Below are 21,856 nucleotides of genomic sequence, written 5' to 3'. Positions count from 1 at the left end.
CTCGCCCTGCGCCGCCCCTTCGGGCGGCTTTTTCATGTCCGGAGCCGAGATGACCGCCACGATCAGGATTCCGCTGCACCGAAACACGAGCGCGCCGGCTCCGGCGATCCGCTTCGCCGACATCAACCTCGCCGGCAAGCTGGTCGAGCTCGAGGTGACGCCGCGCGCCGGCGGCGCGCCCTTCACCCTCTCGACGGCGGAGGGCGGGCTGGCCTTTGTCGATCCCGATGACGAGGGCGCGGTCGACGGCGTCGTGATCGTCGACCACGGCGCTTTCGTCGACGCCCTGCCGCTCGGCCAGCGCACCGCCGTCGACGTCTACGCGACGTCGGAGGATGGCCGGGCGAAGATCGCCGCCGGCACCATCACGGTCGGCGGCACCGGCGAATATCTCGGCGCCGAGATGGCGGTGGTGCAGGTGCCGGGCCTGCAGGGCGTGCCCGGCTCGCTGACGCCCGAGGCGGTCGCCGCCAGCGCGGCCGCGGTGCAGGCGGCGAGCGTCGCCGCCTCGGCCGAGGACGGAGCGACCTCTGCCAAGGGCGAGGCCGAGGCGGCGCGTGACGCTTCCGTCACCGCGCGCGACGAAGCGTTGACCGCCCGGACCGGCGCCGAGGCGGCGCAAGACGGCGCGAACGGTGCCCGCACCGCAGCCGAGGCGGCGCGCGATCAGGCGCAGCAGGCGGTCGCCAATCCTTCGATCGCCTATGACACGCTGGCGGTGCTCGCCGCCGACCTCGCCCATGCCGCCGGCACGATCGGGCAGGTGCTGGGCGACGGCACCAATGCCGGCTTCTACGTCAAGAGCGGCGCCTCGGGCGCCGGCTCATGGGTGAAAAAGTCGAACGCCACGGTGCCCGCCCTCGGGCAGCAGGTCGCCTCGACCCTCGACGCGCTCGACACCGGGCAGACCAATCCGCACATCTTCACCGACCCGCTGCTGCTGCGCTTCACCCCGCCGCCCGGCTCGCCCACGACGTGGATCGTCGGCGCCGGTGGCGTCCTCAGTGTCGGCAATGCGCGCGGGCGCCGCACCGGCCTGCTGACCACCGGCAATGCCTCGGTGCGCACCTATCGCTCGCAGATCGCCGGCGACACCTTCTCCTTCGCGATCACGATCGAGAACGTGCTGCGGCCTGCCTCGGGCAATCCGCGCATCCTGCTGCGCCAGTTCACGGCCGCCAGTGCGGAGATCGCCGGCACCCGCCAGACCCTCGCCAACGGACTGGTGACGAACCCGAACGAGCAGCCCCTCAGCGTCAGCAATATCGCGATCGACCCGGCCTGCTCCTATGTTGAGCTGTTCATCGACGCGGGCAGCGTCGCCGGCAATTCGATCGAGTTCAGCCGCATCAGCCTCGCGGTCGGCAACCGGCCCGGCTGGCGGCCGGCGCTGATCCGCGACCGCTCGGTGATCCATATCGACCCGGCCGGCGACGACCGCGCCTCCGGCTCGCCCGACTCTCCGGTGGCGACGCCCGACCGCGCCATGCAGATGCTGGCGCGCCCGGACGGCACGCTGGCGGGTGAGATCATCCTCGGCGGCGGCGACTATATCGGCGGCCGCTTCAGCCTCGGCTACACCGGCGCCAACATCTACAATCCCGTGGTCGGGGATCTGCGCATCGCCGCCGGCAGCAATGCCCGGGTGCGCCTCATCCACGGCATGCCCTTCACGAGCGCGAGCTGGGCGAAGAGCGCGGGCTACGCGAACATCTATGAGGCGGCCATCGCCTATGCGCCGGTGGCGAAGTTCATCTTCGAGCATGACACGCCGTTCAGCGCCATCGCCATGGCCGAGCGCTTCCCGCAGCACCGGGGGCGTCAGTACCGCAGCCCGTCGCTGCCGATGCGCAAGGCGGCGAGCCTCGCCGCGCTCGACGCCGCGCCGGGCTGCTGGCTTTATGCCGGCGGCAAGCTCTACATCCATGCCCCCGGCAGCGCCGACCCGACTGCCAGCGGCAGGACCTATTACGTGCCGCCGAACCTCGTCACCAATCTCTCGGGCGGGGTGAACTACGCGGTGCCGCAAAAGACCGGCTATCTGGAGATCCACGGCATCGAGGTCTGCTATGCCTATTCCGGCTTCGTGCTCGCCAATGTCGCCCGGTGGCGATTGAGCGAGTGCGTCTCGCTCGGCGCGGCAACCACCGGCTTCCAGGGCAGCAACTCATCGGGCGTGCGCGAGATGTGTGCGGCGATCGCCAACACGCAGGACGGGTTCGGCGACCATGACAGCCTGAACTTGGAAGCCGCGAGCTATCGCGACCAGGGCGTGCTCGACCGCTTCCTCTACAGCGCCCTCAATGGCGACGACGGCTGGTCCAATCACGAGCGCTGCAACGCGACCGCTCAGGAGTGCCTGTCCGAATACAATGACGATGGCGGGTTCCTGCCGGCCGGCGGGGCGCATCTGTGGGCGAGCCACTGCATCGCGCACCGCAACGGTCAGGGCGCGGGGATCGACGGCGCGGTCGGCGAAGGCTTCGGCAATCGTGGCGGGCCGGACGGCAACGAGGGCGGGGTGTCGACCGATGCGACGCTGATCGACTGCATCGCCATCGGCAACGTGCACAACTTCGCCTCCGGCGCTGCCGCGGCCGAGCAGATGCGGTGCATCCGCCCGCTCTCGATCGACCCGGTGAGCACGCATTACCGCCAGCTCGCCGACTCGTCCCTCATGCTGGTCGATCCGCGCATCTCGGGCGCCGGAACGCCCGTCTCGGGCACGGCGAGCATCGTCACGACCGAAGCGCCCGCCTGAGATGAAGAGGAACCGACAGGCGGAGCCGCAGCTTCATTTCCCGACCGCCGAAATCGTGGCGTACAGACTGCCGAAAACACGCGCGAAGACATAGGGAACCCATATCGGCAGGACCGCATAAGGGTGCCCTGCAGGAAGAGATTGGCTGTAGCAGCGCGCCCGCCGGGCCTCGAAGCGGGCGCGGCGCGAAGACATCGGCCCCGGATGGAGGGTCTGCGCTGGTGGAATTCTGCGACTAACCACACAAACCTCCTTTACGGTGAAAAGGGCTCCATTGCCGACGCGAGTACACCTGTCAGCCGGTCCAGGGCCGAGCAGGGCGTCGATCAAGAGTGCTGCTGCACGTAGTTGTGCCTGATGCTGCAAGTTCCGCACGAAGCGGATGACGGGCCTCAACCCGCAGGCCCGTAAGGCACAAGATTCCAAGTCTCGTGCGTCTGCCGATGTCGCGAGGCCCACGACCTTCGCCGCCAGATACTTATCCCACTCGGCCGCCTTCCGGCGATCGATTTATTTTCGCTTCCTCACACTCCGGAGACTTCCATGACCGCGTCGAGCTTCGACGAGGCGCTCAAGCGCGTGCTCGTTCACGAAGGCGGCTACGCCAACAATCCCGCCGATCCCGGCGGGGCGACCATGAAGGGCATCACCCAGCGCGTCTATGACGGCTGGCGGCGGCGCAAGGGCGCGCCGGCGCGCAGCGTGCGCCGGATCGGCGACGACGAGGTCACGGCGATCTACCGCGCGCAGTATTGGGATGCGATCCGCGGCGACGAGTTGCCGTCCGGCGTCGATTATGTGGTGTTCGACGGCGCCGTGAACTCCGGCCCCGCGCAGTCGGTCAAGTGGCTGCAGCGCGCGCTCGGCGTCGGCGCCGACGGCATCGTCGGCACGGTCACGCTGGCGGCGCTGACCCGCTACCCCGACCATGACACGCTGGTCGCCGACATCATCGCCCGCCGCCTCGCCATGCTGCGCGGCCTCAAGACGTGGCGCACCTTCGGCACGGGATGGACGCGCCGCCTCGACGACGTGCTGGCGCACGGGCAGGCGGCCGCCCGCGGCAGCGTCGGCCCGGTGCCGGTCGCCGGCGATGCCGGGGCGGCCCGGGCCAGTCTCGCCGATCTCGCCACGCCCGCGGCGCCGATCGGCGGCTCGGCCGGCGCCATTGTCGGCGGGGGCGGCGCGGCGGTCGCGATCGACCAGGCGAAGGACGCGCTGCATCCCCTCGTCGGCGCCGGCGGCTGGATCGACACCGTGTTCGCCGGCCTCGTGGTCGCCGGCGTCGCGGTGGCGGTCGGCGGCGTCGCCTATGGCATCTGGGCCTCGCACCGCAACCGCAAGGTTGCCGCGCTGGTGAGTGGCGAGGCCCGCGCCGATCTCAACGCGCTGGGCACGGTGCCGGCATGAACGTGCTCGGCGCCATCCTCGACTGGACGCCCTGGTGGGCATGGCTGGCGGCGGGGCTCGCCATCCTCGCCTGCACCTATCAGGTCTGGCGCCCCGTGTGGGCGCTGCTACCGGCGCCGGTGAAGGGCGCGGTCCTTCTCATCCTCACCGGCGGGCTGGCCTATCAGGCCGGCCGCAACCGGGGCGCGGCCGGCGCCCTCGAACGCGCACAGCAGAAGGAGCAGGCCCGTGCCGACGACATCCGCGACAAAGGCAATGCGGCTCGCGCTGCTTCTGAGCGCCGCTCTGACAGCGGCGGGCTGCGCGACGACGACGGGTGGCGGCGCGACGGGTAGGGCCGTGTGCGATGCTCTCAGACCCGTTACGTGGTCGCCTGACGATACCGACGCCACCATCCGGCAGGTGAAGGCGAACAACGCGGTTGGCCGCGAGGTCTGCGGGTGGCGGCCGTGACGGGCTCGGTGACATGGGATGCCGTGTTCGGGCTGGGAACGATCCTCGGCGCGATCGTCGGCGTGTGGCTGCGGATCGAGCATCGCATCAAGGCCGAGGTCAAGCCGATGGCGACGCAGCAGGCGGCCCTGCATGCCGAGGTGCGCCTGCTCGACAAGCAGCTCGCCGAGCACAAGCTGTTCGCCGCCGAGCACTATGTGCGGCACGACAGCCTTGTGCAGATGCGCGAGGAGATCCTCAACCGCCTCGACAATATCAGCGGGCGTATCGACAAGGCGTTCGCGCCGCCGGCGCGCTCGAGGGGCGGATGATGGATGCCCCGTCGATCCCGCCGATCGACACGGGCGAGCGGATCGCCCGCCACAAGCCGACCGGCATCGTCCTGGTCCGGCGCCGGCACAACCGCGTTCACGGCTCGGCCGAGGAACTGCTGGCGCTCGCCGCGCTGCTGATCCGGGCGGCGTATGAGGCGCCGAAGGGGCTGCACGACCAGGCGCCGCTCGAAGGAATCCGTCATCCCGACGGATAACCGGCTGCCTCCTGGCGGCGGCACATGCCTGACCTCGCCTCGCCCTCCTCCGGGAGGGCGGGGTCTTTTCGCGTTTCGGAACCCCTCGCGCAGAGACTCGTTGAAGAAGAGCCTGTAATCATCCCTTGCCCTGCCTCCTGCCCGTCCAAGCGCTCAGAGGAGGCGGGGCGTTTTTTGGCTTCCTCAACGTGAACCGCGCGACCCGTCCGGTGTTGAATCGGGCATGATCCCGATGGCGCCGGTTTATGTGTGGGAGAACGATTCGACCCGGCGCACCCTCGCCGACGTCGATGGGGCAATGCGCTTCCTCAACAACCATTGGCCTCAGATCGATGACGGGAGCGAACTGCACCGGGCGGCGGTGTATGCTGCGATCGGCGTCGTGGAGAACGCGGCGCCCGTCGGTCCATTCCGGGCGGCTCTCATCGCCGCGGCCGAAGATGCCGGCATCCTTGCCGAAGCGCAGCCCCTGCCGGAGGCGCGAGCGTCCGCACGTATCGCTCGGCCGTGGCTGTTCCGTTCGGGGCGCCGCCGGAGACGATAGCTAGCGGATGCATGCGACCAGGCCGGCCGGTGAGAGCATGATTCCTCCGCCCTCTCGCGTGATATGGCCGGTCAGCTCGAGGTGATCGAGCACTTCGAGGATATCACCGTCGCGATGACCCGGCGGAAGCCGGCCGCGAATAGGGGCCACGGTGTGGAGGCGCAGCTTCCCGTCGCGGAGATGGTCGGTGGCCATCGCTCGCAATATGGCGAGGTGCTGATCGGTCAAATTTATTCCCGGCATGCAGGCGTTTCCGCTCGGGCTCGACTCTGCAATGTCGAAGTTCCGACCCGGCCGGAGGTTCCGGCTCCTCACCAGATACTCCGCGCGTCGGGGCGGTGGTTCTGATTGCGGGCCATACGATAATTCAGCGCCAGCGCATAGATCGCCGGGGCAACGAAACGCTTTGTCGCTCAGTGGAAGCGGCGTGGTTGTTGCGATCTTTCGGTGATGAAATTGCGGGATCGGTGGTAGCCGCCTGAGGATTTCACCTTGCGCCCGCGAGAGGCGAATTTTTTCGTTTCCAGTCAGCAACATCGGCTCTTGCGGAACGCCCCGGCTCGTCTACATGAGCGTCGCCATCCTGAGAGGGAGTTGCGTCGGTGATGTTCGCTCAGAGCTACGATCCGGAAACCGTGACCCTGCTTGAGCAGGTCCTCGATGAGGCTTGCGCTTGGGCTTCGGCACATGCGCCGCTGAACAACGGCATCCGCACCATGCTGGCCTCGGCGGTGCTCGAGGGCGCGAAGCTCGGGTTGCGCGAACGGGATGAACTGCTTCGCTTCGCCTGGCGGGCACCCCCCTGGTTTCGCCACGGGTATGAACCCACCTCGCCGCGCGGGCCGGCCCCACCGAGATGGAGCCGGCCCGCGCCAGACCCGGCCAGACGCATGCGAGGACCCGAATTCGACCCGAGCCCTCTGCAGGTTAAGCCGCCTTGAGCGCCTTGTTGTTCGCGACCTTGTCCGCGAGCTTCGACAGCGCCGCGTCGGTCTTCGATTCTTCCTGCAGCGTGGCGTCGAGCAGCTTTTCGGCATCCTTCATGCCGAGCACCTGCGCCCAGCGCTTCAGCGTGCCGTAGCGGCTGATCTCGTAATGCTCGACCGCCTGCGCCGCAGCAGCGAGGCCGGCATCGAGCGCAGGCTGACCCTTGAACTCCTCGAGGATTTCCTCGCCTTCCTCGAGGATGCCCTCGATCGCCGCGCAGGTCTTGCCCTGCGGGCGCTTGCCGATGAGTTCGAAGATCTGCTGAAGCCGCTCGATCTGACCTTCGGTCTCGTCGCGATGCTTCTCGAAAGCGGCCTTGAGCTCAGGCGCCTGGCAGCCTCGGGCCATCTTGGGAAGGGCCTTCAGGATCTTCCGCTCCGCGAAATAGATGTCCTTCAGGGTCTCATGAAAGAGGGTGTCGAGGGCCTTGTCCGTCATGTCGATCTCCATCGATGCCAACCCCAAGCGGGTGAAGAACGACGTCGCGGAACGTTGGTTCCGGGCCGTCACGCCGTCGTCTTCCGTCAGCCTCTCCTCAAAACGGTGACATGCCCTTCCGCCGGGCTTGTTCTCTTTTCGTTCTCGTGGAATCAATCCCTCCTCAGACGAGGGAGACGACCATGCCGAGCGAGCAACCGCCCGCCGAACGGGAACCCATTGCCATCTCGGAGGCCGATGTCGACGAGGCGATCGCGGCCTGCGACGGCGATTTGCGGGCGACGATCAAGGCGCTGCTCATCGGCCAGCAATATCTCGAGGTGGCGCTGGAGATGGCCCGGCAGGAAGCCTCCTGGGGCTACATTCGCGGCCGGCCGTCGCGGAAGCTGCGTGCGGAAGGCGGGGGCGACGCCGCGTGAGATCGTCCCTGCCGCTCAGAGGACGGCTCTCCGACTTCCCCTATGTGACGGTGCGCCTCCACTGTGCCCGCTGCGAGCGCTTCGGCGCGTACCGGCTGGCGCGCCTCGCCGCCTGCTATGGGCCGGAGATCGACTTGCACGAGCTGGTGCGGCGGCTCTCTTCTGACTGTCGACATCGGCACGAATCCCACCCTTATCGGCTGGGCTGCGACGCGCGGCTGCTGGACTGGCCGCCTGTCCGTCCGCCCGACGAACCGCGCGTCGCCTTCTCGGTAGTCAAGGGTGGAAGGGGCAGGTGAATGGTAGAAGGTGCTTCCCGCGAAACCTTCGAAGGAGCGAGGTCAACGGACCTTGCGCAAAAGCACAGAGGCACGTGGTCGTCGGGGGGCCTTTGTTCTGCCGATGACGGTGGAGCAAGCGCAATGCATGGCATCCGCCCCAACGGCGCCTGCGCCGCTACTTCGGCGGATGATACCGCCCCAGCGGGTCCAGGCGCCACTCCTCCACGTCCTCGTCGGTCCCCTTGACCTCCCGAAGGTCCGGATTCAGCGCACCCTTCTTCAATTTATAATCCCGGCGCACGAATTCGCCGGGCGGCACCTGCTCTTCATAGCTGCATACGGTGACCTTCATGGACATTCCTCCCCGACGCCCGCTCCAGCCGTCACGGCGAGGCTGCTGCACCCCCCGGAAGCTTCGTCGCGCTCAAGGGCGTCCCTGGCGGCCGGAATGGCGCTCATGACGAATTCGACGAGTTGCTCTGCGTCCCGCATCCCTCGCTGAACGCCCTCCATGGTGGCCCTCGCCAGCGAGCTGCGGACACTGTCACTTACATGAGCGTATTGAAGCGCCTGTCGGCATGCTTCTTCAAGAACACTATCCATCAGTTCGACGACATCGGGGTCGTATGCTGCCTGATCCGTGAAGTAGCGAGTTTCATCAGTCACGTGCTGGCTCCCTTGCGGTTGAGCGAAAGCACGTCGGCGAGGCCGATATCTTCCAGTCGCCGGATGCCCGAGACATCTCCGATGATGGAGCACACTAGCATTTTTCTCGCCAATACTACATTCGATGTCTGCTTCGGGCAGGCCATCATTTCCGACGCAAGCCGGTCAACCGGCTTCGCGTGCGCCACGGCCGCGGCCCGTGCGAACGCGCGGGGCCGCAACCCGGCGCTTTACGTCCGAAGGCTCCGAAGGCTCGCCGGGCTCCGCCGCATCTCTGGCAAGCCTGGCCTCGCGCAGACGTGCCATCTTGGCCGCCCGGCTTTTGGCCTCCTGCTCGACGATGCCCATCGCCGTGCGCGATACCGCCTCCGCCTTGGCTTCGGTCTTGCTCCGATTGGGCTTGAACACATTGTCTCGGGTTATGCCGGCCATGATGTCCCGTCTCCCTCCAGAATAAAAAAAAGGCCGGGTTGCCCCGGCCTCTCCCAATGCCTCGACGGCCCCTGCCAGTACATCCGTGGTCAAGGACCGGAGGCAATGTTTCAGGCAGCCTTGATATTGGCCGCCGACTGCTTCCCGCTGCGGCGGTCAGCCTCGATGTCAAACGAAATCTTCTGCCCATCGCTCAGGCTCATCAAGCCCGAACGTTCCACCTGGGTGATGTGGACGAACACATCCGGTCCGTCCTGATCAGGCTGGATGAAGCCATAGCCTCTCTGCCCGTTGAACCACTTCACAGTACCTGTCGCCATGACAATATCCTTTCAGCCGACATAGAAATTCGATTGCCCGCAATCGCGCGAGCGTCACGTTGATATCGATTTGAGAGGAAATTCGCCCAGCGCAATTCTGCGCAAAACTGGGTTCAACGTGCAAGATCGATAGGATTACAATATAGGCTTCCTTGAAATTTTACAAGCTGTCCCCGACTTTATTTCGGCTGACATGGAATTTCGGTCAGTCCGGCCCGCTGGCCTTCTTTAGTTCGTATTTCCAGCGTAGGGTCCGCATCGTCGACAGATCGACATGACCCGCCCTTTTTCGGTAAGCGGGCCCCTTTCCAGAAATGCCGAAATTTCGTCGCACGTCCCCCGGTCGGGAGTGACGCGCGCACAGGAACATCATGATCAAGAACAAGACCACGACGGCCATCAGGCCGCGAACCGGAACCATGCCCGCCACAACGCGGCCCGCTGCGGACTGGAAGCCGGAGCCCTGCGGCCTGACGCGCGAGCAGATCCGCGCCATCATCATCGAACAGATCGGCTAACGGCGAGCCGTCGACGCAGGCCCGCCCGAGCCCCTGGGTTAGGCGGCGGGCGGCGGTCGTCTCCCGCACCCGCCTTTGGGCGTCGGGACGGCAGCCGTAGAATTGCACCCAACGCGCATGCCGTAACCGCCGGAAGGCGTCTCCTACCCTCTTATACGCAGGCAGAACCTAGGCCCGGCTGTGGTGGGGTCGTGGCGGTAACGCTCTCCCGCTACCAAGTACTCTCCTCGGTCGTCCCAGAGCGTCTTTGACCGAGGAGTTGTATGTAGCGCGCCGGCGCCTTTGGCAGTGATGGTCGGCACCTCTGACAGACCCATCAGCAGAGGTCCCGTCAGTTCCGCTCCCTCATGGTTGCCGTGCGGGTTTACCGTTGCCATAACGAGCCGCCGGCGCGGGAGGCACACACACGGCATGATTCCTGCCCGGCGAAAAGGCATTCGTTCTCGCGGTTGTCGGGCAACGAAACGCCGGCGTTGGCGTTGTCTAGCGATGCGCAACTTGGCGCATCGTTCTAGTTGGGAGGGTATCGTCGATGAAAATCCTGTCGGTACTGAAGGTCGGGCTTCTCGCATTGGCGACGCTCATCGGCGCCGCATCGTTGGCGAATGCCGCTGAAGGCTCGATCAGCATTCGTCTCGTGAAGGCCGGCTTCGTGGTCGGCGGATCAGCCGGAGACGGCGTGCTGACGTTTCAGGGCCGCAAATATCCGCTCTCGGTCGGAGGGCTGAGCTATGGCTTCACCTTCGGCGCTTCGGAGACTCGCCTGCACGGGACGGTCAAGAATATCCGACGCCCGTCTGACATTGCCGGCGTCTATGCCCAGGGCGGCGCCGGCGCCGCGCTCGGGAAGGGCGCGCAAGTCGTCGTCCTGACCAACCAGAACGGCGCCATTCTGGAGCTGAGCGGCGAGCAGAAGGGCGTCATCGTCAGCCTTGATCTGAGCGGACTGGCCTTGTCGCTGAAGTGAGGATTTCGATGGAGATTCGGCGCGGCGACGAACGCCGCGCACGTCTTCATCAGCCCAGCGACATCGCCGGCCGGTCGCATCTGCGGCCGCTACTCACCCACAACGGTCGCGCGGACTTCTTTCGCGCGACCGCCATGGCGTATAGTCCCCGCGAAACTCGATCAGCCAAGTGGGGACATGTCCATGGCGAAGGCCTATTGGGTGGCGACCTATCGCTCCGTCAGTGATCCCGATGCGCTGGCCGCCTATGCCAAGCTGAGCGGTCCCGCGATCGTCGCCGCGGGCGGGCGGATCTTGGTGCGCGGGCTGCCCAGCCACGTCTATGAAGTCGGCCTGCAACAGCGCACGGTGGTGATCGAGTTCGATTCCGTCGATCACGCCAGGGCTGCTCACGACAGCGCGGCCTATCAGGAAGCGTTGAAGGCGCTGGGAAATGGCGCCGAGCGCGACATTCGAATTGTCGAAGGTGTCTGAGCGGCGCAGGCCGTCCTAAGTCCCGAATCCTGCTAGCGGTATACGTCACGCACCCGCGCACCGACGGGGCGCTATTTGAGGTCGATGACCACCTCGTCGATGCCGCCGGTGAAGCGGAAAGGCGGCTGATAGCTGTTCGCCACGGGCGATCCGCTGTCCTCGCCAATGCCGAACGTTTCGATGCCGAAGCGGCCGGGTACCGTCTTGTGCACGGGGCCGCTGCCGACCTGCCGGTCGTTCACATAGAGCGTCACGGTCCCGCCCTTCCCCGTCTCGCCCGAAGAGCCGTCATAGGCGAAGTCCATCCGGACGGTGGACTTGCCCGCCGGCACCGGCTCGGCCGAGACGATCTCGCTGCGATCCTCGTCGAACCAGTTGTAGTGGTAGACGAGCTTTCCTTCGCGCACGAACAGCGCAAAGCCGGAGGAAATGCCGCCTTCCGCGACGATGATCCCTTCCGCGCCGTCCTGCGGCACCTCGATCCCGGCCGTAATGGTGTGCGACTTGTTCTTGGTGTTGGGCGCGGCGGTCTCGGCGAGCCGCGTGGCACCGGCATAGAAGACGAAATGCGTGCGGCCGGGGTCCGAGGGCGTCGGCTTGGGCTCGAGGAGCCGCTGGGCGCCGCGGTCGTCGAGGGGATAGACGTGGTATTTGTCCGCCTCCTCCCTGAAGAGTGCCTTCATCTCCTTGAGCTTGTCCGGCATCTTGGCCGCCAGATCGACGGACTCGCTGTAGTCCTCATTGAGGTTGTACAGCTCCCAGCGATCGAGATTCCAGTTGCCGGGCGCATATTCCTGGCGCCAGGGCAAGGTGTGCTGGGCATTCGCCTTCCAGCCGCCGTCATAGATCGACCGGTTGCTGAACACCTCGAAATATTGCCGGGTCCGCACCTCCGGCGCTTCGGCGTTCTCGAATGTCGAGAGGAACGACACGCCGTCCATGGGCTTCTGCTCGATGCCGTCCACGCTCTTCGGCGCCGGCAGGTGCGCCGCCTCCAGCACGGTCGGCAGGACGTCGATCAGATGGGTGAACTGCGGCCGGATTCCCCCGGCATCACGGATGCGCGCGGGCCAGGAGACCACCATCGGGTTGCGGGTCCCGCCGAGATGGGAGGCGACCTGCTTGACCCACTGGAACGGCGTGTTGCCGGCCCAGGCCCATTCGACCTGATAGTGAGGCTCTGTCTTGGGGCCGCCGAGCTCGTCGAGATGCGCGGCGATCTCGGAAAGATCCTGCTTGGCGAAGCCGTTGAAGATCTTCACCTCGTTGATGGTGCCGTCGAACCCGCCCTCCGAGCTCGCGCCATTGTCGCCGACGATGTAGATGACGAGCGTGTTGTCGGCGTCCGGCAAGGCGTGGATGGCATCGATCAGCCGGCCTACCTCATGGTCCGTAAAAGCGAGATAGCCGGCATAGTTCTCCATGAACGCGGCATAGACCTTGCGCTGGGTGTCGGTCAGGCTGTTCCACGGCCGCGCCCAGTCCGGTCGCGCCGTGAGCTTGGTCCCGGGCGGGACCACACCCAGGGCGAGCTGGCGCTTGAAGGTCTCGTCCCGCATGGCGTCCCATCCGGCGTCGAACTTCCCCTTGAACTTGTCGCGCCACTCGGTGGGCGGCTGGTGGGGCGCGTGGGCGGCTCCCGGAGCGAAATAGAGCAGGAACGGCTTCTGCGGCGCGACCGACTTCGAATAGCGCATCCAGCCGATGGCCTTGTCGGTCATGTCCGTCATGAAATGATAGCCCTGAGCGGGCGACCTGGTCGGCTCGACCGCCGTCGTGTTCTCGAACAGGACGGGATAGTACTGGTTGGTCTCTCCACCGATGAAACCGTAGAAATAGTCGAAGCCGAGGCCGGTGGGCCAGCGGTCGAACGGCCCGACGACGCTGCTTTCCCAATCCGGCGTGTTGTGGTTCTTGCCGAACCACGCAGTGGAATAGCCGTTATATTTCAGTATCGAGCCGATCGTCGCCGTGCTGCGCGGGATCAGGTTGTCGTAGCTCGGATAGCCTGTCGCCCATTCCGCCAGAAAGCCCGATCCCGAATTGTGATGGTTGCGTCCCGTGATCAGCGACGCGCGGGAGGGTCCGCAGATGGCGGTGGTGTGGAACTCGGTGAAACGGAGCCCCTCGGCGGCGAGCGCATCGAGGGAGGGGGTCGGCACGGGTCCGCCGAACGTGCTCGTCTGCCCGTAGCCGACATCGTCCAGCAGGATGAGCACCACATTGGGCGCCCCTTGCGGCGGCGTTGGAAGCTTCGGCCAGTCCGGCGTCGATTCCTTGTAGGTCTCGCCGATGGTGCCGCCAAAGGGCGGAAGCGGCATCGGCAGCACCGTGCGGCCCGGTTGAAATGTATCGGAACCCGTTCCCTGAGCGCTCGCGCCCGTCGCGCCGAAGCCGGCGAGTACGAGGCTGACCGCGAGACAAAGCGTCTTCATAACACCCCCCGTGGAGATGCCGCGCCTGTTGTCGGCTCATTCTTCGCGCCGGCAGCTTATATCCAAATCGAACCCGCGAAAATCTCTAAACGTCCGGGTGAATACGAGCGGTATTACCGGACTTACCGGGCGGAGATCTCACCACGCTCCAGTATCCGCTACGGCAGATCGGGGCCATTCTCATCGCTGTCGCCGATATGTCTGCCTGTCCCGCCGCGCATCGGCCAAACCCTTGCGGATTATCGGCTTCGGCGGACAAAGCGGGCCGCCTCGCCCGGCGACCGGCGCGCGCTCATGCGGGCATCCGGACCGAGGCCGCGTGCGGGCGGTTCCTGGAGATCGTCATGCGCGCCCACAGGCACGCCGCCAGCCTCACGTGCCGCGCGGCGGGTCGGTTCCCCAGGCTCTTGCGAAGCCCAGACCGTATTCCAGGGATGGCAGGTGACTCGCCGCCGCTCGCGGCGTCGAGCGCGCGAAGGCGGCGTGAACGGGGCGTGGCGGGTGGGCCGTCGGGAAAGGGAGAAGGCGTCGCGACGATTCCCGCGAGGCCGGTCATTGTCGGTCAGCGCTGAAGCCGGCGGAATTCTTCCATTCGTTCGCGCGTGTCGGGTGGCGGCGTCGGCCCTCTCGGGTCGACCGCACCGCCATTCATCTCAATCGCGACAGCCGGCCACAGGCGTTCCACCAGGGCAGGTATGTCCGCTTCCGCAACGCGGGCGCGTCGCAGGTCGAGCTCACACTGAGCCCGAGCCCGCTGCTCGGATTTGTCCATTGTTTCAATCGAAGCGTTGCCGCCGGCGAGCGCCCGGCGTGGGTAGGTGAGCCCGATGCACGGCTACACGCCCGGCGGGCGCTTCGTCACGGGCACGGCAATCGGCCGCTACCGCCCTCCGGGCCGCCGGCAGAACTGCCGGGCCGGGTCCGCCGCGTGGTCCCGATTGGAGGCGGGACGATCGATCACGGCCGGAAGAAACAACGTTAACACGATACCCGATGTCTGCCTAATGCCGGATGCGCGAGCGCACCTTGGCCCGGACATCGTATTCCGCCTCCCGGGCGTCGAAAGCCCGGACGGCGCAAGGGGCGGAGATCATTGCGTCCGCACCACGTGGCGGTAACGCTCGGTGAGGTGGTCGATCTCGTCCGCCGAGAACGGCCATTCGCCTTCGACGGTCTGTCCCTGGTAGATCTCGGCGGCGATAACCGGCCAGTACTGATCGACGAGCGTCGCCAGTTCCTCTCCCGAATAGCCCACGCCCTGCAAATCGACCGCGCACAGGGCGCGGGCTGTCGCTTCAATCCTCTTCATTTCGTGAAGGTTAATTCCTTCGTCGCATCCTCTCTGCCCACTAGTGCGCATTACGGCGGCGATATTCTACCGCCTACCCTTTTCCCGCGACAGGCGCTCGGGATGGATCAGCCGGAAGGTGAGCCCGGCCGGGGTGAGATCGCTAATCTCGATCGGCGCCGAGCGCTCGGAGGCGAGCACCAGCGTCGCGCGGCGTGCGGCGCGCGCCTCGATCATGATCGTCACCTCCGCCCGCAGCACGCCCTCGGCAAAGGAGGGGGCGCCGGCCGAGTCGGGACGGCGCAGGGTGATCTCGTAATCGGCAGTGGAGGAAGCGAAGGCCGTGCGCAGCCATCCGCTCCCGGCCAGCACGGTGGTAGGCATGGGATGTCTCCCGGAGACGGTCCCGATGGATTCGGGCCGATTTGTTTTCGTTTTGAAGAAGGCAAACGCGGGACCTTGGTCCTTGTTCCGGGCGCGCAGGACGAAATGAAAGTGCTGCTCGCCGGCACGCGCGAGCCCCCGCCCGCGCTTTGGCCGCAAGGCGCGCATCGCCCGTTGCCCGGGTTGCACGAAGGCCCGGCCGCCCCGCTCGAGCTTCGAGCCCGAAGATGGCGGGGCCGACCCTGCCGACCGCCTCAATAGGGCACGCGGTCGGCCTTGTTCTTGTACTTCTTCCACACCTCGACCGCCTCGGGCTGCATGATCTGCACGCAGGTGATGGAGCGCTCGGCGGTGGGCTTGCGGAGCTCCTCGTAGATCATGCTGTCGTCGAAATCGCCGTATTCCAGCGCGTCCGCATTGGTGGAGGCGTAGAAGACGCGCTCGATGCCGGCCCAGTAGCAGGCCGCCATGCACATCGGGCAGGGCTCGGCGCTGGTGTAGAGCGTGGAGTTGGGCAGCTTGAAGCTGCCGACCTTCTTGCACGCCTTGCGGATCGCTTCCATCTCGCCGTGCCAGGTCGGGTCGTTCTCGGCCACGACGCGGTTCGCGCCCTCGCCGATGATCTCGCCATCCTGCACGATGACGCAGCCGAACACCCCGCCGGCGCTGTCGACCAGCGCGGTCTTTTCGGAGAGCGCGATGGCCCGGCTCATGAACTTCTCGTCGTCGGCGGTCATTTCGGGTTCCTCGTTGACAGGGTGCTGCACGTCCGCGCCGTGATCCTCACAGGAACAGCAGCGACATCAAGCCCAGTTCGCCGGCATAGATCGTCAGCACCGCCGCCGCCCCCAGCGCCTCGATGCGCGCGCGGTGCCCTTCCGCCGGCCGCAGCCACCATCCCATGCCGGCGCGCGCCAGCCCGACCAGCGGCCAGGACACCAGCGCCACGCTGATCGCATTGCCGATGAAGGTCGCCACCGCGACGGAAAGACCGGCCAGATGCGGGGCGAGGAAGCGGATCTCCAGCATCACCACCGGAAACAGGACCATCAGCACCAGCGCGGTCTGCTTCCATGCCGGGGCGCCGCCGGCCTGCGGGGCGAACCACTCGCCGAAGCCCGCCGCGAGGCGCCGGCTTTGCCAGTGAGACATGGCGGGGTCGGCCCGGCCGAGCAGCGCGCCGCGCTCGGGCGAGTTCATCCAGCCGTCGAGCGCGGCCGGCGTGTCGAAGCGGACCAGCGCGGTCCAGCAGGGGATTTCGGATGAGAGCGGGGCCTGCACCAGCGTGCCCATATAGCCGGGAAAGCGCGCCTGCGCGGCCTGCATGGCCTCGCTCCAGCCGAGGAACTCGGCCTCACGCCCCGGCGCGACGGTGGTGGTGATGACCTCCGTCACCGCGGCGGCGGCGTGGAAGTCCGGGGCCGCCTCCTCGACGATCGGCGCGGCGCCGTCTTCGCCCATCGGCGCGAGGCCGGCGAGGAGCGCGGCGCGGCCGGCATCGCCGATCCAGCCCTCGAGCGCGGCATGCGTGCGGAAGCGTTGGATCACCTCCCAGCGCGTCGCGCGGGCATAGGCGGGAATGAACTCGATGCTGAGGAAACCTTCGAAGGACGAGGCATGGCGCGCGAAGGCGGCCTGCCAGTCGGCGAACGGCGCCTCGGCGCCCTCGCGCAGCGCGACGCGGGTCGCCACCGCGCTGACGGCAGCGCGCGCGAGCTCGGCCGTCATCCACCTTCCCCCCGCCCCCGGCAACGGCGTTGCCGCGCGCACCATAGTGCTGGAGAAAGGCCTTATCCCGCAATGGGCTTGTCGGCCGCGGGCGGACGTTTCACACAGAAGGCAAGGCACCCTCCCGACATGGCTGGAGCCCGGCGCGAACCGGGCTCCAGTGTCACGTCGAAGACGGGTTCGGGCGATCGCTCAGTAGGGCGAGACGCACTGCTGGCGCGGCCCGTTATAGGGCTGGAACGTGTTGTCCGACACCCGGTAGGAGCGATAGCGGTTCTCGCACCACGCGATGTGCGCGTTGCCGCCGCTGGGCGCCCCATAGCGCGGGGCCGCAGCCGCCGCACCAAGCGCGCCGCCGATCACCGCACCGGCGGCGAAGGCGCCGGCCGGGTACCACCAGCCATTATAGCTGCGGTAGCCGGGACGGTAGTAGTTGTACCCGCGATATCCGTTATAATAATGACGGCCGCCGTGGTAGTAATAGCCACGCCCCCGGTGAGGCCCGGGAGGGCCGTAGCGTACCGCTCGGATCTTTTCGATATGGGAAGCGGGTGCCGCAACGGCATTCAAGCCGAACGATGCCGCGGATGCAGGAGCTAGACTTGACGTAACGGCAATCACGCCAGTCGTCAGCGCAATCATGATCTTCTTCATTGTATTAAACCTCCGAAGATACGACCCATGCTTTAAGGCTACCGAGGTGCAGATGAATGCGGCCTGAATGGATTCTGTTCGAGTCATGGCGGGTCGTTTGCCGGTCTTCGCAAGATAACTCCGCAAGGGGCCCGTCGGTTTCATCACGGCTTCACCAAGTCCCGACACGGTCGGTGTGAGTGCCCGGAGCAAGACAATATGCGCATTTCCATCGTCATCCCTGCCCTCAACGAAGCCGGCAACATCGGCCGGCTGGTCAGCGAGACGTTCCAGACCGTGCCGGCGGACCAGCTCGGCGAGATCATCGTCGTCGACGACTGCAGCGACGACGGCACCGGCGCCGAGGTGAAGGCGCTCGCCGCGACCCGCGACGGGCTGCGCTATCTGCGCCACGCCAGCCGCGCCGGGCAGAGCGCGGCGCTGCGCACGGGCATCCTCGCGGCGCGTTTCCCGGTCATCGCCACCATGGACGGCGACGGGCAGAACGATCCGGCCGACATTCCTGCCCTGCTCGCCCGCCTCGCCGCGCCCGGCACCGACGGCCCGGCGCTGGTGGGCGGCATCCGCGCCAAGCGACGGGCCACCGGCTCGCGGCGCGTCGCCTCGCTGCTCGCCAACCGGCTGCGGGACTTCCTGCTCAAGGACGACTGCCCGGACACGGGCTGCGGCATCAAGGTGTTCTGGCGCGAGGCCTTCCTGCGCCTGCCCTTCTTCTCCGGCATGCACCGCTACCTGCCGGCGCTGTTCATCAGCTACGGGCGCGAGGTCGCCTATGCGCCGGTCGGCGACCGCCCCCGGCTCGCGGGGCAGTCGAAATACACCAATCTCGGCCGCGCCCTGATCGGCATCTACGACCTCGTCGGCGTGTCCTGGCTCAGGAAGCGCACCATCGTCCCGCTGATCGCCGAGGACAGCGGCGCGGCGATCCCGCTCAGGAACGGCGCCGCCCAGCCGAATGACGGCCACGAGACCGCCGGGAGCGACACCCGCGCCAGCGGCAGCAGGGCGGCGGCCAGCACGGACGATGCCGCCGCGCCCACCGGCACGAGCTGAGCGCCCAGCGCCGCCCTGCCGCGCTCCACACCCCGGCCGATGCCGGAGAGCAGCGCGGCGAGCGCCCGCGCATGGGCGGACCTGTTCGCCCGCCATTCCAGCCCGATCCGCGTCAGCTCGGCCTCCAGCCGCTCGTTGGAGAAGAGCCCGGCGTGGTCCTCGTGGAAGATCCGCCGCAGCGCGACCGCCAGCGTCAGCGTCAGGCCGATCGAGATGGTGATGTCGGACATGAAATGGGCGCCGGCCACCACCCGGTTCATCGACACCGCGGCGACGGCGACGACCAGCATCGCCCCCACCGGGCGGCGCCAGGGGCGCGGCGCGTAGAGCGCGAGCGGCAGCAGGCAGGTGGCGATCGCCGCCTCGCCCGAGACGAAGGAGCGGTTCACGAACAGGTGCTGGCCCATCGACCAGGCGTCGACGAAGGACAGGTCGCCGCCGAAATCGGCGACGTTCTTCGGCCGCGGCCGGCCCCAGAAGGTCTTCAGCACGCCGTTCACCAGCAGCGCCGGGCCGAGCAGGTAGAGGCTGACGAAATAGAGCGAGAAGCGCGGGGAAAACAGGCACGGGCGCAGCGGATAGACCAGCTTCATCCCCAGCCCGATGCCGAGCACCGCCACGAAGCCGACCGAAAGGTCGCTGGCCGCCGAGCGCAATTCGCGCAGCAGGCCGATATGGGCGAGCGGGAAGCCCTCGCCGGGAACGTAGAACTGCCGCGTGACCGTGAGGTCGACGCAGGGCGCGATGATGAACAGCGCCGAGAGGCCGATGGTGAGATAGAAGACGACCAGCGCCGTGTTGTCGCGACAGAAGTCGTGGACAGCCCCCACGACCGCCTTCAGCACGCTCATCCCGCCTCTCCGCACACCGCCCGACCCGGGGTCAGAGAAGGACATGCGGATGAAGCGCCGATGAAAGATGGATGAAGCGGGGATAAAGGCCAGGGTTTTCCCCCGCGCGCGTCCTTCCTGTCCCGGCGGATGCGGTTTCGGGTCGCAAACCTTCCGGAATCAAATGCCGGGTTCGGCGCCGGCTTCCTCGACGGTGCGGCCGGCGCGCTCGCGCAGCACGAAATAGATGTTGCGGGCATAGATCAGCAGGCCCGCCGCCTGCCCGACCATGAACACCGGGTCGCGGCGGTAGATGGCGTAGGCGAGCAGCGTCAGCCCGCCCGCGAGCGAGAAGCCCCAGAACGCGACCGGCACCACCGAGCGCCGCGCCCGCTCGCTGGCGATCCATTGCACCAGGAAGCGCATGGTGAACATGGCCTGGCCGAGAAAGCCGATCAGCAGCCACGGCGTGAGGGAAAGCGACATGATGCTCACGGCCCTTTCGTGCCGGCGCCGTCGGGCGCGACGAGAAGATCGAGTGTCAGAAGGCGGCCATTGCCGAGATTGAGGCCCTTCACCGTATCGAGCGTGCGGGCGGCGTGGCCGAGTTCGGCGAGCCGCGCGTCGAAGCCCGGGCGCTGGCGCTCATCCACCACCGCCACCCGGCAGCCGGGGCCGGCGAGGAAGTCCGCGGCCTGGGCGCCGCCGCCGGTCTGCGTGCCGGTGCCGATGTCGAACAGCAGGCTCGCCTCGGAGAAACCCGCCACCATCACCTGCGGATCGGGGCAGGCGACGTCGGCGGCGATGGCGGCGGCGAGGCGCGGCGAGGTCCACAGCAGGTCGAGCCGGGGCGCCACGACGCCGAAGCCGAGCGTGTAGAGCACGATTGCCTGGGCCAGCAGCACGCGGTAGGCGCTCGCCATGCTGGCGCGAACCGCCTGCCAGATCACGATCGCGCCGATCGCCGCGGCGAGGATGGCGAGCACCACCGCCTCGGCCGGCACGCGCGATTCGAACCAGTAGAACGCGCCCGCCAGCGCGAGGCCGGACACGATTCCGCCCACCGCTGCCATCACCACCAGCGTGCGCATCCACCAGGACGGCCGGTCGAGCCGGCCGGAGGCGAGCGCCGCGCCGGCGAGCAGCGCGATCGCCGGATAGGCCGGCAGCGTGTAGTGCGGCAGCTTGGTCGCGGTCAGCTCGAACACGATCCAGAACGGCACGATCCAGGCGAGGCAGAAGCGCACCGCCGGCTCCGCCCGGTTGGCCCACACCCACGGAATCGCCGAAACGGCGAGCGCGGCGCCGGGCCAGAAGATGACGAGGAAGGCGGCGAGATGCGCGCCCGGCGGTGCGCCATGCGATTCCTGCCCGGCCGCGACCTTGCCCAGCAGGTCCTTGCCGATGGCCTCGTGGAAGAAGTCGGCGCCCGAATGCGCGGCGATGGCGATCAGCCACGGCAGCACGATGGCGAGCATCAACGGCACGCCGACCAGCGGGCGCAGCCCCTTCAGCCAGCGCCAGTCGCGATCCCACAGCGAGACGCCGATGGCGGTGAAGGCGGCCAGCATCGGCGCGATCGGCCCCTTGATCAGGATCGACGCGCCCATCGCGCCCCAGAACAGCAGCGGCCAGCTGAGGGCGAGGCGTTCGCCGCGCGCCAGATAGAGCCGCGCCAGCACGAACTGGCCGGCGACCGCGCAGGCGAGCAGCGTCGCGTCGGTCTTGGCGAGGCGCGATTCGCCGCCAAGCACGATACAGGCCGCGAGCAGGATCGCGCCCCAGAAGGCGGCGCGGGCCCCGAACAGCCGCAGCCCGACCGCATGGGTCAGCAGCACGGCGAGGCAGGCGGCCAGCAGCGAGGGGATGCGGTAGGCCCAGATCGGCGCCTGCGCGCCCATGCCGGTCATCTCCACCGCCGCCGCCTGCAGCCAGTAGATGCCGATCGGCTTCTTGTAGCGCGGCTCGTCGCCGAGGCGCGGCGTGATGAAGTCGCCGCTCTCCACCATCTGGCGCGTCGCCTGGGCGAAGCGCGCCTCGTCGCGGTCGATGACCGGCAGGGTGAAGAAGCCCGGCAGCACGCAGGCGAGGAAGAACAGCACCAGCAGCAGCCGGGCGCGCCAGACATGCGCCTCCTCGTCCACGCAGATCGCCGACGGCGCGCGCCCGCGTGCCCGCGCCTCATCCGCGCGCGGACCGGACTCACGCGCCCCAAGCTGCGCAGCTTCGCTCATTGCCTCTGCGACCCCGAAAGCCCTTCGCGCACCTGTCCGCCCCACCGGCGC

27 protein-coding genes and 1 pseudogene are annotated in these 21,856 nt (G+C 67.5%); 13 read left to right on the top strand and 15 right to left on the bottom strand.

What is annotated here, in order from left to right; genetic code table 11:
- Positions 1–49: 49 nt before the first annotated feature.
- From NVS83_RS03055 to NVS83_RS03030, 6 genes are all read left to right on the top strand, one after another.
- A complete protein-coding gene (locus tag NVS83_RS03055) occupies positions 50–2,761 on the top strand; it encodes a hypothetical protein (protein ID WP_258738006.1) in 2,712 nt (903 codons plus the stop codon).
- Between the two features lie 543 nt (positions 2,762–3,304).
- Entirely contained in the window at positions 3,305–4,171 is an 867-nt protein-coding gene (locus NVS83_RS03050; RefSeq protein ID WP_258738005.1) for a glycoside hydrolase family 108 protein, read from the top strand.
- Entirely contained in the window at positions 4,168–4,506 is a 339-nt protein-coding gene (locus NVS83_RS03045; protein ID WP_258738004.1) for a hypothetical protein, read from the top strand. Before NVS83_RS03050 ends, NVS83_RS03045 begins: the two co-directional genes overlap by 4 nt.
- Before the next feature lie 105 nt (positions 4,507–4,611).
- Positions 4,612–4,935 (top strand): hypothetical protein, encoded by a 324-nt coding sequence (locus NVS83_RS03040; protein WP_258738003.1) that lies wholly within the window; start codon positions 4,612–4,614, stop codon positions 4,933–4,935.
- Positions 4,932–5,153, top strand: a complete 222-nt coding sequence (locus tag NVS83_RS03035; RefSeq protein WP_258738002.1) for a hypothetical protein — start codon at positions 4,932–4,934, stop codon at positions 5,151–5,153. Before NVS83_RS03040 ends, NVS83_RS03035 begins: the two co-directional genes overlap by 4 nt.
- Before the next feature lie 223 nt (positions 5,154–5,376).
- A complete protein-coding gene (locus NVS83_RS03030) occupies positions 5,377–5,697 on the top strand; it encodes a DUF982 domain-containing protein (RefSeq protein WP_258738001.1) in 321 nt (106 codons plus the stop codon).
- On the opposite strand, the gene NVS83_RS03025 is transcribed toward NVS83_RS03030, so the two are convergent.
- Complete coding sequence (locus NVS83_RS03025) at positions 5,698–5,925, bottom strand: hypothetical protein (protein ID WP_258738000.1); 228 nt, start codon at positions 5,923–5,925, stop codon at positions 5,698–5,700.
- A gap of 377 nt (positions 5,926–6,302) precedes the next feature.
- On the opposite strand from NVS83_RS03025, the gene NVS83_RS03020 reads away from it, so the two are divergent.
- Positions 6,303–6,638, top strand: coding sequence for a hypothetical protein (locus tag NVS83_RS03020; RefSeq protein WP_258737999.1), 336 nt, complete (start codon positions 6,303–6,305; stop codon positions 6,636–6,638).
- On the opposite strand, the gene NVS83_RS03015 is transcribed toward NVS83_RS03020, so the two are convergent.
- Entirely contained in the window at positions 6,625–7,122 is a 498-nt protein-coding gene (locus NVS83_RS03015; protein WP_258734993.1) for a YciE/YciF ferroxidase family protein, read from the bottom strand. The genes NVS83_RS03020 and NVS83_RS03015 overlap by 14 nt on opposite strands.
- 182 nt (positions 7,123–7,304) lie before the next feature.
- On the opposite strand from NVS83_RS03015, the gene NVS83_RS03010 reads away from it, so the two are divergent.
- Together NVS83_RS03010 and NVS83_RS03005 are read left to right on the top strand one after the other, a co-directional pair.
- A complete protein-coding gene (locus NVS83_RS03010) occupies positions 7,305–7,541 on the top strand; it encodes a hypothetical protein (RefSeq protein ID WP_258737998.1) in 237 nt (78 codons plus the stop codon).
- Entirely contained in the window at positions 7,538–7,840 is a 303-nt protein-coding gene (locus NVS83_RS03005; RefSeq protein ID WP_258737997.1) for a hypothetical protein, read from the top strand. Before NVS83_RS03010 ends, NVS83_RS03005 begins: the two co-directional genes overlap by 4 nt.
- Positions 7,841–7,997: 157 nt before the next feature.
- Here NVS83_RS03005 and NVS83_RS03000 read toward each other — a convergent pair whose 3' ends face one another.
- The 4 genes from NVS83_RS03000 to NVS83_RS02985 all read right to left on the bottom strand — a co-directional run bounded on the left by NVS83_RS03000 (position 7,998) and on the right by NVS83_RS02985 (position 9,240).
- Entirely contained in the window at positions 7,998–8,174 is a 177-nt protein-coding gene (locus tag NVS83_RS03000; RefSeq protein ID WP_258737996.1) for a hypothetical protein, read from the bottom strand.
- Positions 8,171–8,488 carry a hypothetical protein gene (locus tag NVS83_RS02995; protein ID WP_258737995.1) on the bottom strand — a complete coding sequence of 106 codons (318 nt, stop codon included), beginning with the start codon at positions 8,486–8,488 and terminating at the stop codon, positions 8,171–8,173. The genes NVS83_RS03000 and NVS83_RS02995 overlap by 4 nt, the downstream gene beginning before the upstream one ends.
- Before the next feature lie 165 nt (positions 8,489–8,653).
- On the bottom strand, positions 8,654–8,920 hold the full coding sequence (locus tag NVS83_RS02990; RefSeq protein ID WP_258737994.1) for a hypothetical protein: 267 nt from the start codon (positions 8,918–8,920) through the stop codon (positions 8,654–8,656).
- Between the two features lie 110 nt (positions 8,921–9,030).
- On the bottom strand, positions 9,031–9,240 hold the full coding sequence (locus NVS83_RS02985) for a cold-shock protein (protein WP_258737993.1): 210 nt from the start codon (positions 9,238–9,240) through the stop codon (positions 9,031–9,033).
- A gap of 371 nt (positions 9,241–9,611) precedes the next feature.
- On the opposite strand from NVS83_RS02985, the gene NVS83_RS02980 reads away from it, so the two are divergent.
- From NVS83_RS02980 to NVS83_RS02970, 3 genes are all read left to right on the top strand, one after another.
- Positions 9,612–9,758, top strand: coding sequence for a hypothetical protein (locus NVS83_RS02980; RefSeq protein ID WP_258737992.1), 147 nt, complete (start codon positions 9,612–9,614; stop codon positions 9,756–9,758).
- 532 nt (positions 9,759–10,290) lie between these two features.
- On the top strand, positions 10,291–10,725 hold the full coding sequence (locus NVS83_RS02975; RefSeq protein WP_258730826.1) for a lipid-binding SYLF domain-containing protein: 435 nt from the start codon (positions 10,291–10,293) through the stop codon (positions 10,723–10,725).
- Positions 10,726–10,908: 183 nt separating this feature from the next.
- Positions 10,909–11,199, top strand: coding sequence for a DUF1330 domain-containing protein (locus NVS83_RS02970; protein ID WP_258737991.1), 291 nt, complete (start codon positions 10,909–10,911; stop codon positions 11,197–11,199).
- A 71-nt stretch (positions 11,200–11,270) separates the two neighbouring features.
- On the opposite strand, the gene NVS83_RS02965 is transcribed toward NVS83_RS02970, so the two are convergent.
- The 6 genes from NVS83_RS02965 to NVS83_RS02940 all read right to left on the bottom strand — a co-directional run bounded on the left by NVS83_RS02965 (position 11,271) and on the right by NVS83_RS02940 (position 17,688).
- On the bottom strand, positions 11,271–13,520 hold the full coding sequence (locus tag NVS83_RS02965) for an arylsulfatase (RefSeq protein WP_258737990.1): 2,250 nt from the start codon (positions 13,518–13,520) through the stop codon (positions 11,271–11,273).
- A 1,204-nt stretch (positions 13,521–14,724) separates the two neighbouring features.
- Positions 14,725–14,943: a hypothetical protein gene (locus NVS83_RS02960; protein WP_258737989.1), complete on the bottom strand. Its 219-nt coding sequence runs from the start codon at positions 14,941–14,943 to the stop codon at positions 14,725–14,727.
- A gap of 66 nt (positions 14,944–15,009) precedes the next feature.
- Positions 15,010–15,306, bottom strand: coding sequence for a hypothetical protein (locus NVS83_RS02955; RefSeq protein WP_258737988.1), 297 nt, complete (start codon positions 15,304–15,306; stop codon positions 15,010–15,012).
- Between the two features lie 254 nt (positions 15,307–15,560).
- The gene (locus NVS83_RS02950; RefSeq protein ID WP_258737987.1) at positions 15,561–16,043 is read right to left on the bottom strand and encodes a nucleoside deaminase; all 483 of its coding nucleotides are present in this window, start codon (positions 16,041–16,043) and stop codon (positions 15,561–15,563) included.
- Positions 16,044–16,089: 46 nt separating this feature from the next.
- On the bottom strand, positions 16,090–17,034 hold the full coding sequence (locus NVS83_RS02945) for a putative antibiotic biosynthesis monooxygenase (protein WP_258737985.1): 945 nt from the start codon (positions 17,032–17,034) through the stop codon (positions 16,090–16,092).
- 192 nt (positions 17,035–17,226) lie between these two features.
- Positions 17,227–17,688: a BA14K family protein gene (locus tag NVS83_RS02940; RefSeq protein WP_258737984.1), complete on the bottom strand. Its 462-nt coding sequence runs from the start codon at positions 17,686–17,688 to the stop codon at positions 17,227–17,229.
- Between the two features lie 198 nt (positions 17,689–17,886).
- On the opposite strand from NVS83_RS02940, the gene NVS83_RS02935 reads away from it, so the two are divergent.
- Complete coding sequence (locus NVS83_RS02935; RefSeq protein ID WP_258737983.1) at positions 17,887–18,741, top strand: glycosyltransferase family 2 protein; 855 nt, start codon at positions 17,887–17,889, stop codon at positions 18,739–18,741.
- Between the two features lie 173 nt (positions 18,742–18,914).
- On the opposite strand, the pseudogene NVS83_RS02930 reads toward NVS83_RS02935, so the two are convergent.
- The 3 genes and pseudogenes from NVS83_RS02930 to NVS83_RS02920 form a co-directional block, all read right to left on the bottom strand.
- Positions 18,915–19,334: pseudogene (locus NVS83_RS02930) on the bottom strand (phosphatase PAP2 family protein); the annotation flags it as partial.
- Between the two features lie 417 nt (positions 19,335–19,751).
- Positions 19,752–20,057, bottom strand: a complete 306-nt coding sequence (locus NVS83_RS02925) for a lipid-A-disaccharide synthase N-terminal domain-containing protein (RefSeq protein WP_258731505.1) — start codon at positions 20,055–20,057, stop codon at positions 19,752–19,754.
- A 5-nt stretch (positions 20,058–20,062) separates the two neighbouring features.
- Complete coding sequence (locus tag NVS83_RS02920; protein WP_258737982.1) at positions 20,063–21,805, bottom strand: ArnT family glycosyltransferase; 1,743 nt, start codon at positions 21,803–21,805, stop codon at positions 20,063–20,065.
- Positions 21,806–21,856 lie beyond the last annotated feature (51 nt).

The sequence above is a fragment of the Ancylobacter mangrovi genome, from assembly GCF_024752335.1.
In the GTDB taxonomy this organism is placed as follows: Bacteria; Pseudomonadota; Alphaproteobacteria; order Rhizobiales; family Xanthobacteraceae; genus Ancylobacter; species Ancylobacter mangrovi.
Note: the sequence above shows the minus strand (reverse complement) of the source record. Positions and strands in the feature narration are given on the sequence as shown.

Excerpts from the sequence above, each read along its gene's own strand:
- NVS83_RS03055 (WP_258738006.1), top strand. The coding sequence starts at position 50 with ATGACCGCCACGATCAGGATTCCGCTGCACCGAAACACGAGCGCGCCG.
- NVS83_RS03050 (WP_258738005.1), top strand. The coding sequence starts at position 3,305 with ATGACCGCGTCGAGCTTCGACGAGGCGCTCAAGCGCGTGCTCGTTCAC.
- NVS83_RS03045 (WP_258738004.1), top strand. The coding sequence starts at position 4,168 with ATGAACGTGCTCGGCGCCATCCTCGACTGGACGCCCTGGTGGGCATGG.
- NVS83_RS03035 (WP_258738002.1), top strand. The coding sequence starts at position 4,932 with ATGATGGATGCCCCGTCGATCCCGCCGATCGACACGGGCGAGCGGATC.
- NVS83_RS03030 (WP_258738001.1), top strand. The coding sequence starts at position 5,377 with ATGATCCCGATGGCGCCGGTTTATGTGTGGGAGAACGATTCGACCCGG.
- NVS83_RS03020 (WP_258737999.1), top strand. The coding sequence starts at position 6,303 with ATGTTCGCTCAGAGCTACGATCCGGAAACCGTGACCCTGCTTGAGCAG.
- NVS83_RS03015 (WP_258734993.1), bottom strand. The coding sequence starts at position 7,122 with ATGACGGACAAGGCCCTCGACACCCTCTTTCATGAGACCCTGAAGGAC.
- NVS83_RS03010 (WP_258737998.1), top strand. The coding sequence starts at position 7,305 with ATGCCGAGCGAGCAACCGCCCGCCGAACGGGAACCCATTGCCATCTCG.
- NVS83_RS03000 (WP_258737996.1), bottom strand. The coding sequence starts at position 8,174 with ATGAAGGTCACCGTATGCAGCTATGAAGAGCAGGTGCCGCCCGGCGAA.
- NVS83_RS02990 (WP_258737994.1), bottom strand. The coding sequence starts at position 8,920 with ATGGCCGGCATAACCCGAGACAATGTGTTCAAGCCCAATCGGAGCAAG.
- NVS83_RS02985 (WP_258737993.1), bottom strand. The coding sequence starts at position 9,240 with ATGGCGACAGGTACTGTGAAGTGGTTCAACGGGCAGAGAGGCTATGGC.
- NVS83_RS02980 (WP_258737992.1), top strand. The coding sequence starts at position 9,612 with ATGATCAAGAACAAGACCACGACGGCCATCAGGCCGCGAACCGGAACC.
- NVS83_RS02975 (WP_258730826.1), top strand. The coding sequence starts at position 10,291 with ATGAAAATCCTGTCGGTACTGAAGGTCGGGCTTCTCGCATTGGCGACG.
- NVS83_RS02970 (WP_258737991.1), top strand. The coding sequence starts at position 10,909 with ATGGCGAAGGCCTATTGGGTGGCGACCTATCGCTCCGTCAGTGATCCC.
- NVS83_RS02965 (WP_258737990.1), bottom strand. The coding sequence starts at position 13,520 with ATGCCGCTTCCGCCCTTTGGCGGCACCATCGGCGAGACCTACAAGGAA.
- NVS83_RS02960 (WP_258737989.1), bottom strand. The coding sequence starts at position 14,943 with ATGAAGAGGATTGAAGCGACAGCCCGCGCCCTGTGCGCGGTCGATTTG.
- NVS83_RS02955 (WP_258737988.1), bottom strand. The coding sequence starts at position 15,306 with ATGCCTACCACCGTGCTGGCCGGGAGCGGATGGCTGCGCACGGCCTTC.
- NVS83_RS02950 (WP_258737987.1), bottom strand. The coding sequence starts at position 16,043 with ATGACCGCCGACGACGAGAAGTTCATGAGCCGGGCCATCGCGCTCTCC.
- NVS83_RS02945 (WP_258737985.1), bottom strand. The coding sequence starts at position 17,034 with ATGACGGCCGAGCTCGCGCGCGCTGCCGTCAGCGCGGTGGCGACCCGC.
- NVS83_RS02940 (WP_258737984.1), bottom strand. The coding sequence starts at position 17,688 with ATGAAGAAGATCATGATTGCGCTGACGACTGGCGTGATTGCCGTTACG.
- NVS83_RS02935 (WP_258737983.1), top strand. The coding sequence starts at position 17,887 with ATGCGCATTTCCATCGTCATCCCTGCCCTCAACGAAGCCGGCAACATC.
- NVS83_RS02925 (WP_258731505.1), bottom strand. The coding sequence starts at position 20,057 with ATGTCGCTTTCCCTCACGCCGTGGCTGCTGATCGGCTTTCTCGGCCAG.
- NVS83_RS02920 (WP_258737982.1), bottom strand. The coding sequence starts at position 21,805 with ATGAGCGAAGCTGCGCAGCTTGGGGCGCGTGAGTCCGGTCCGCGCGCG.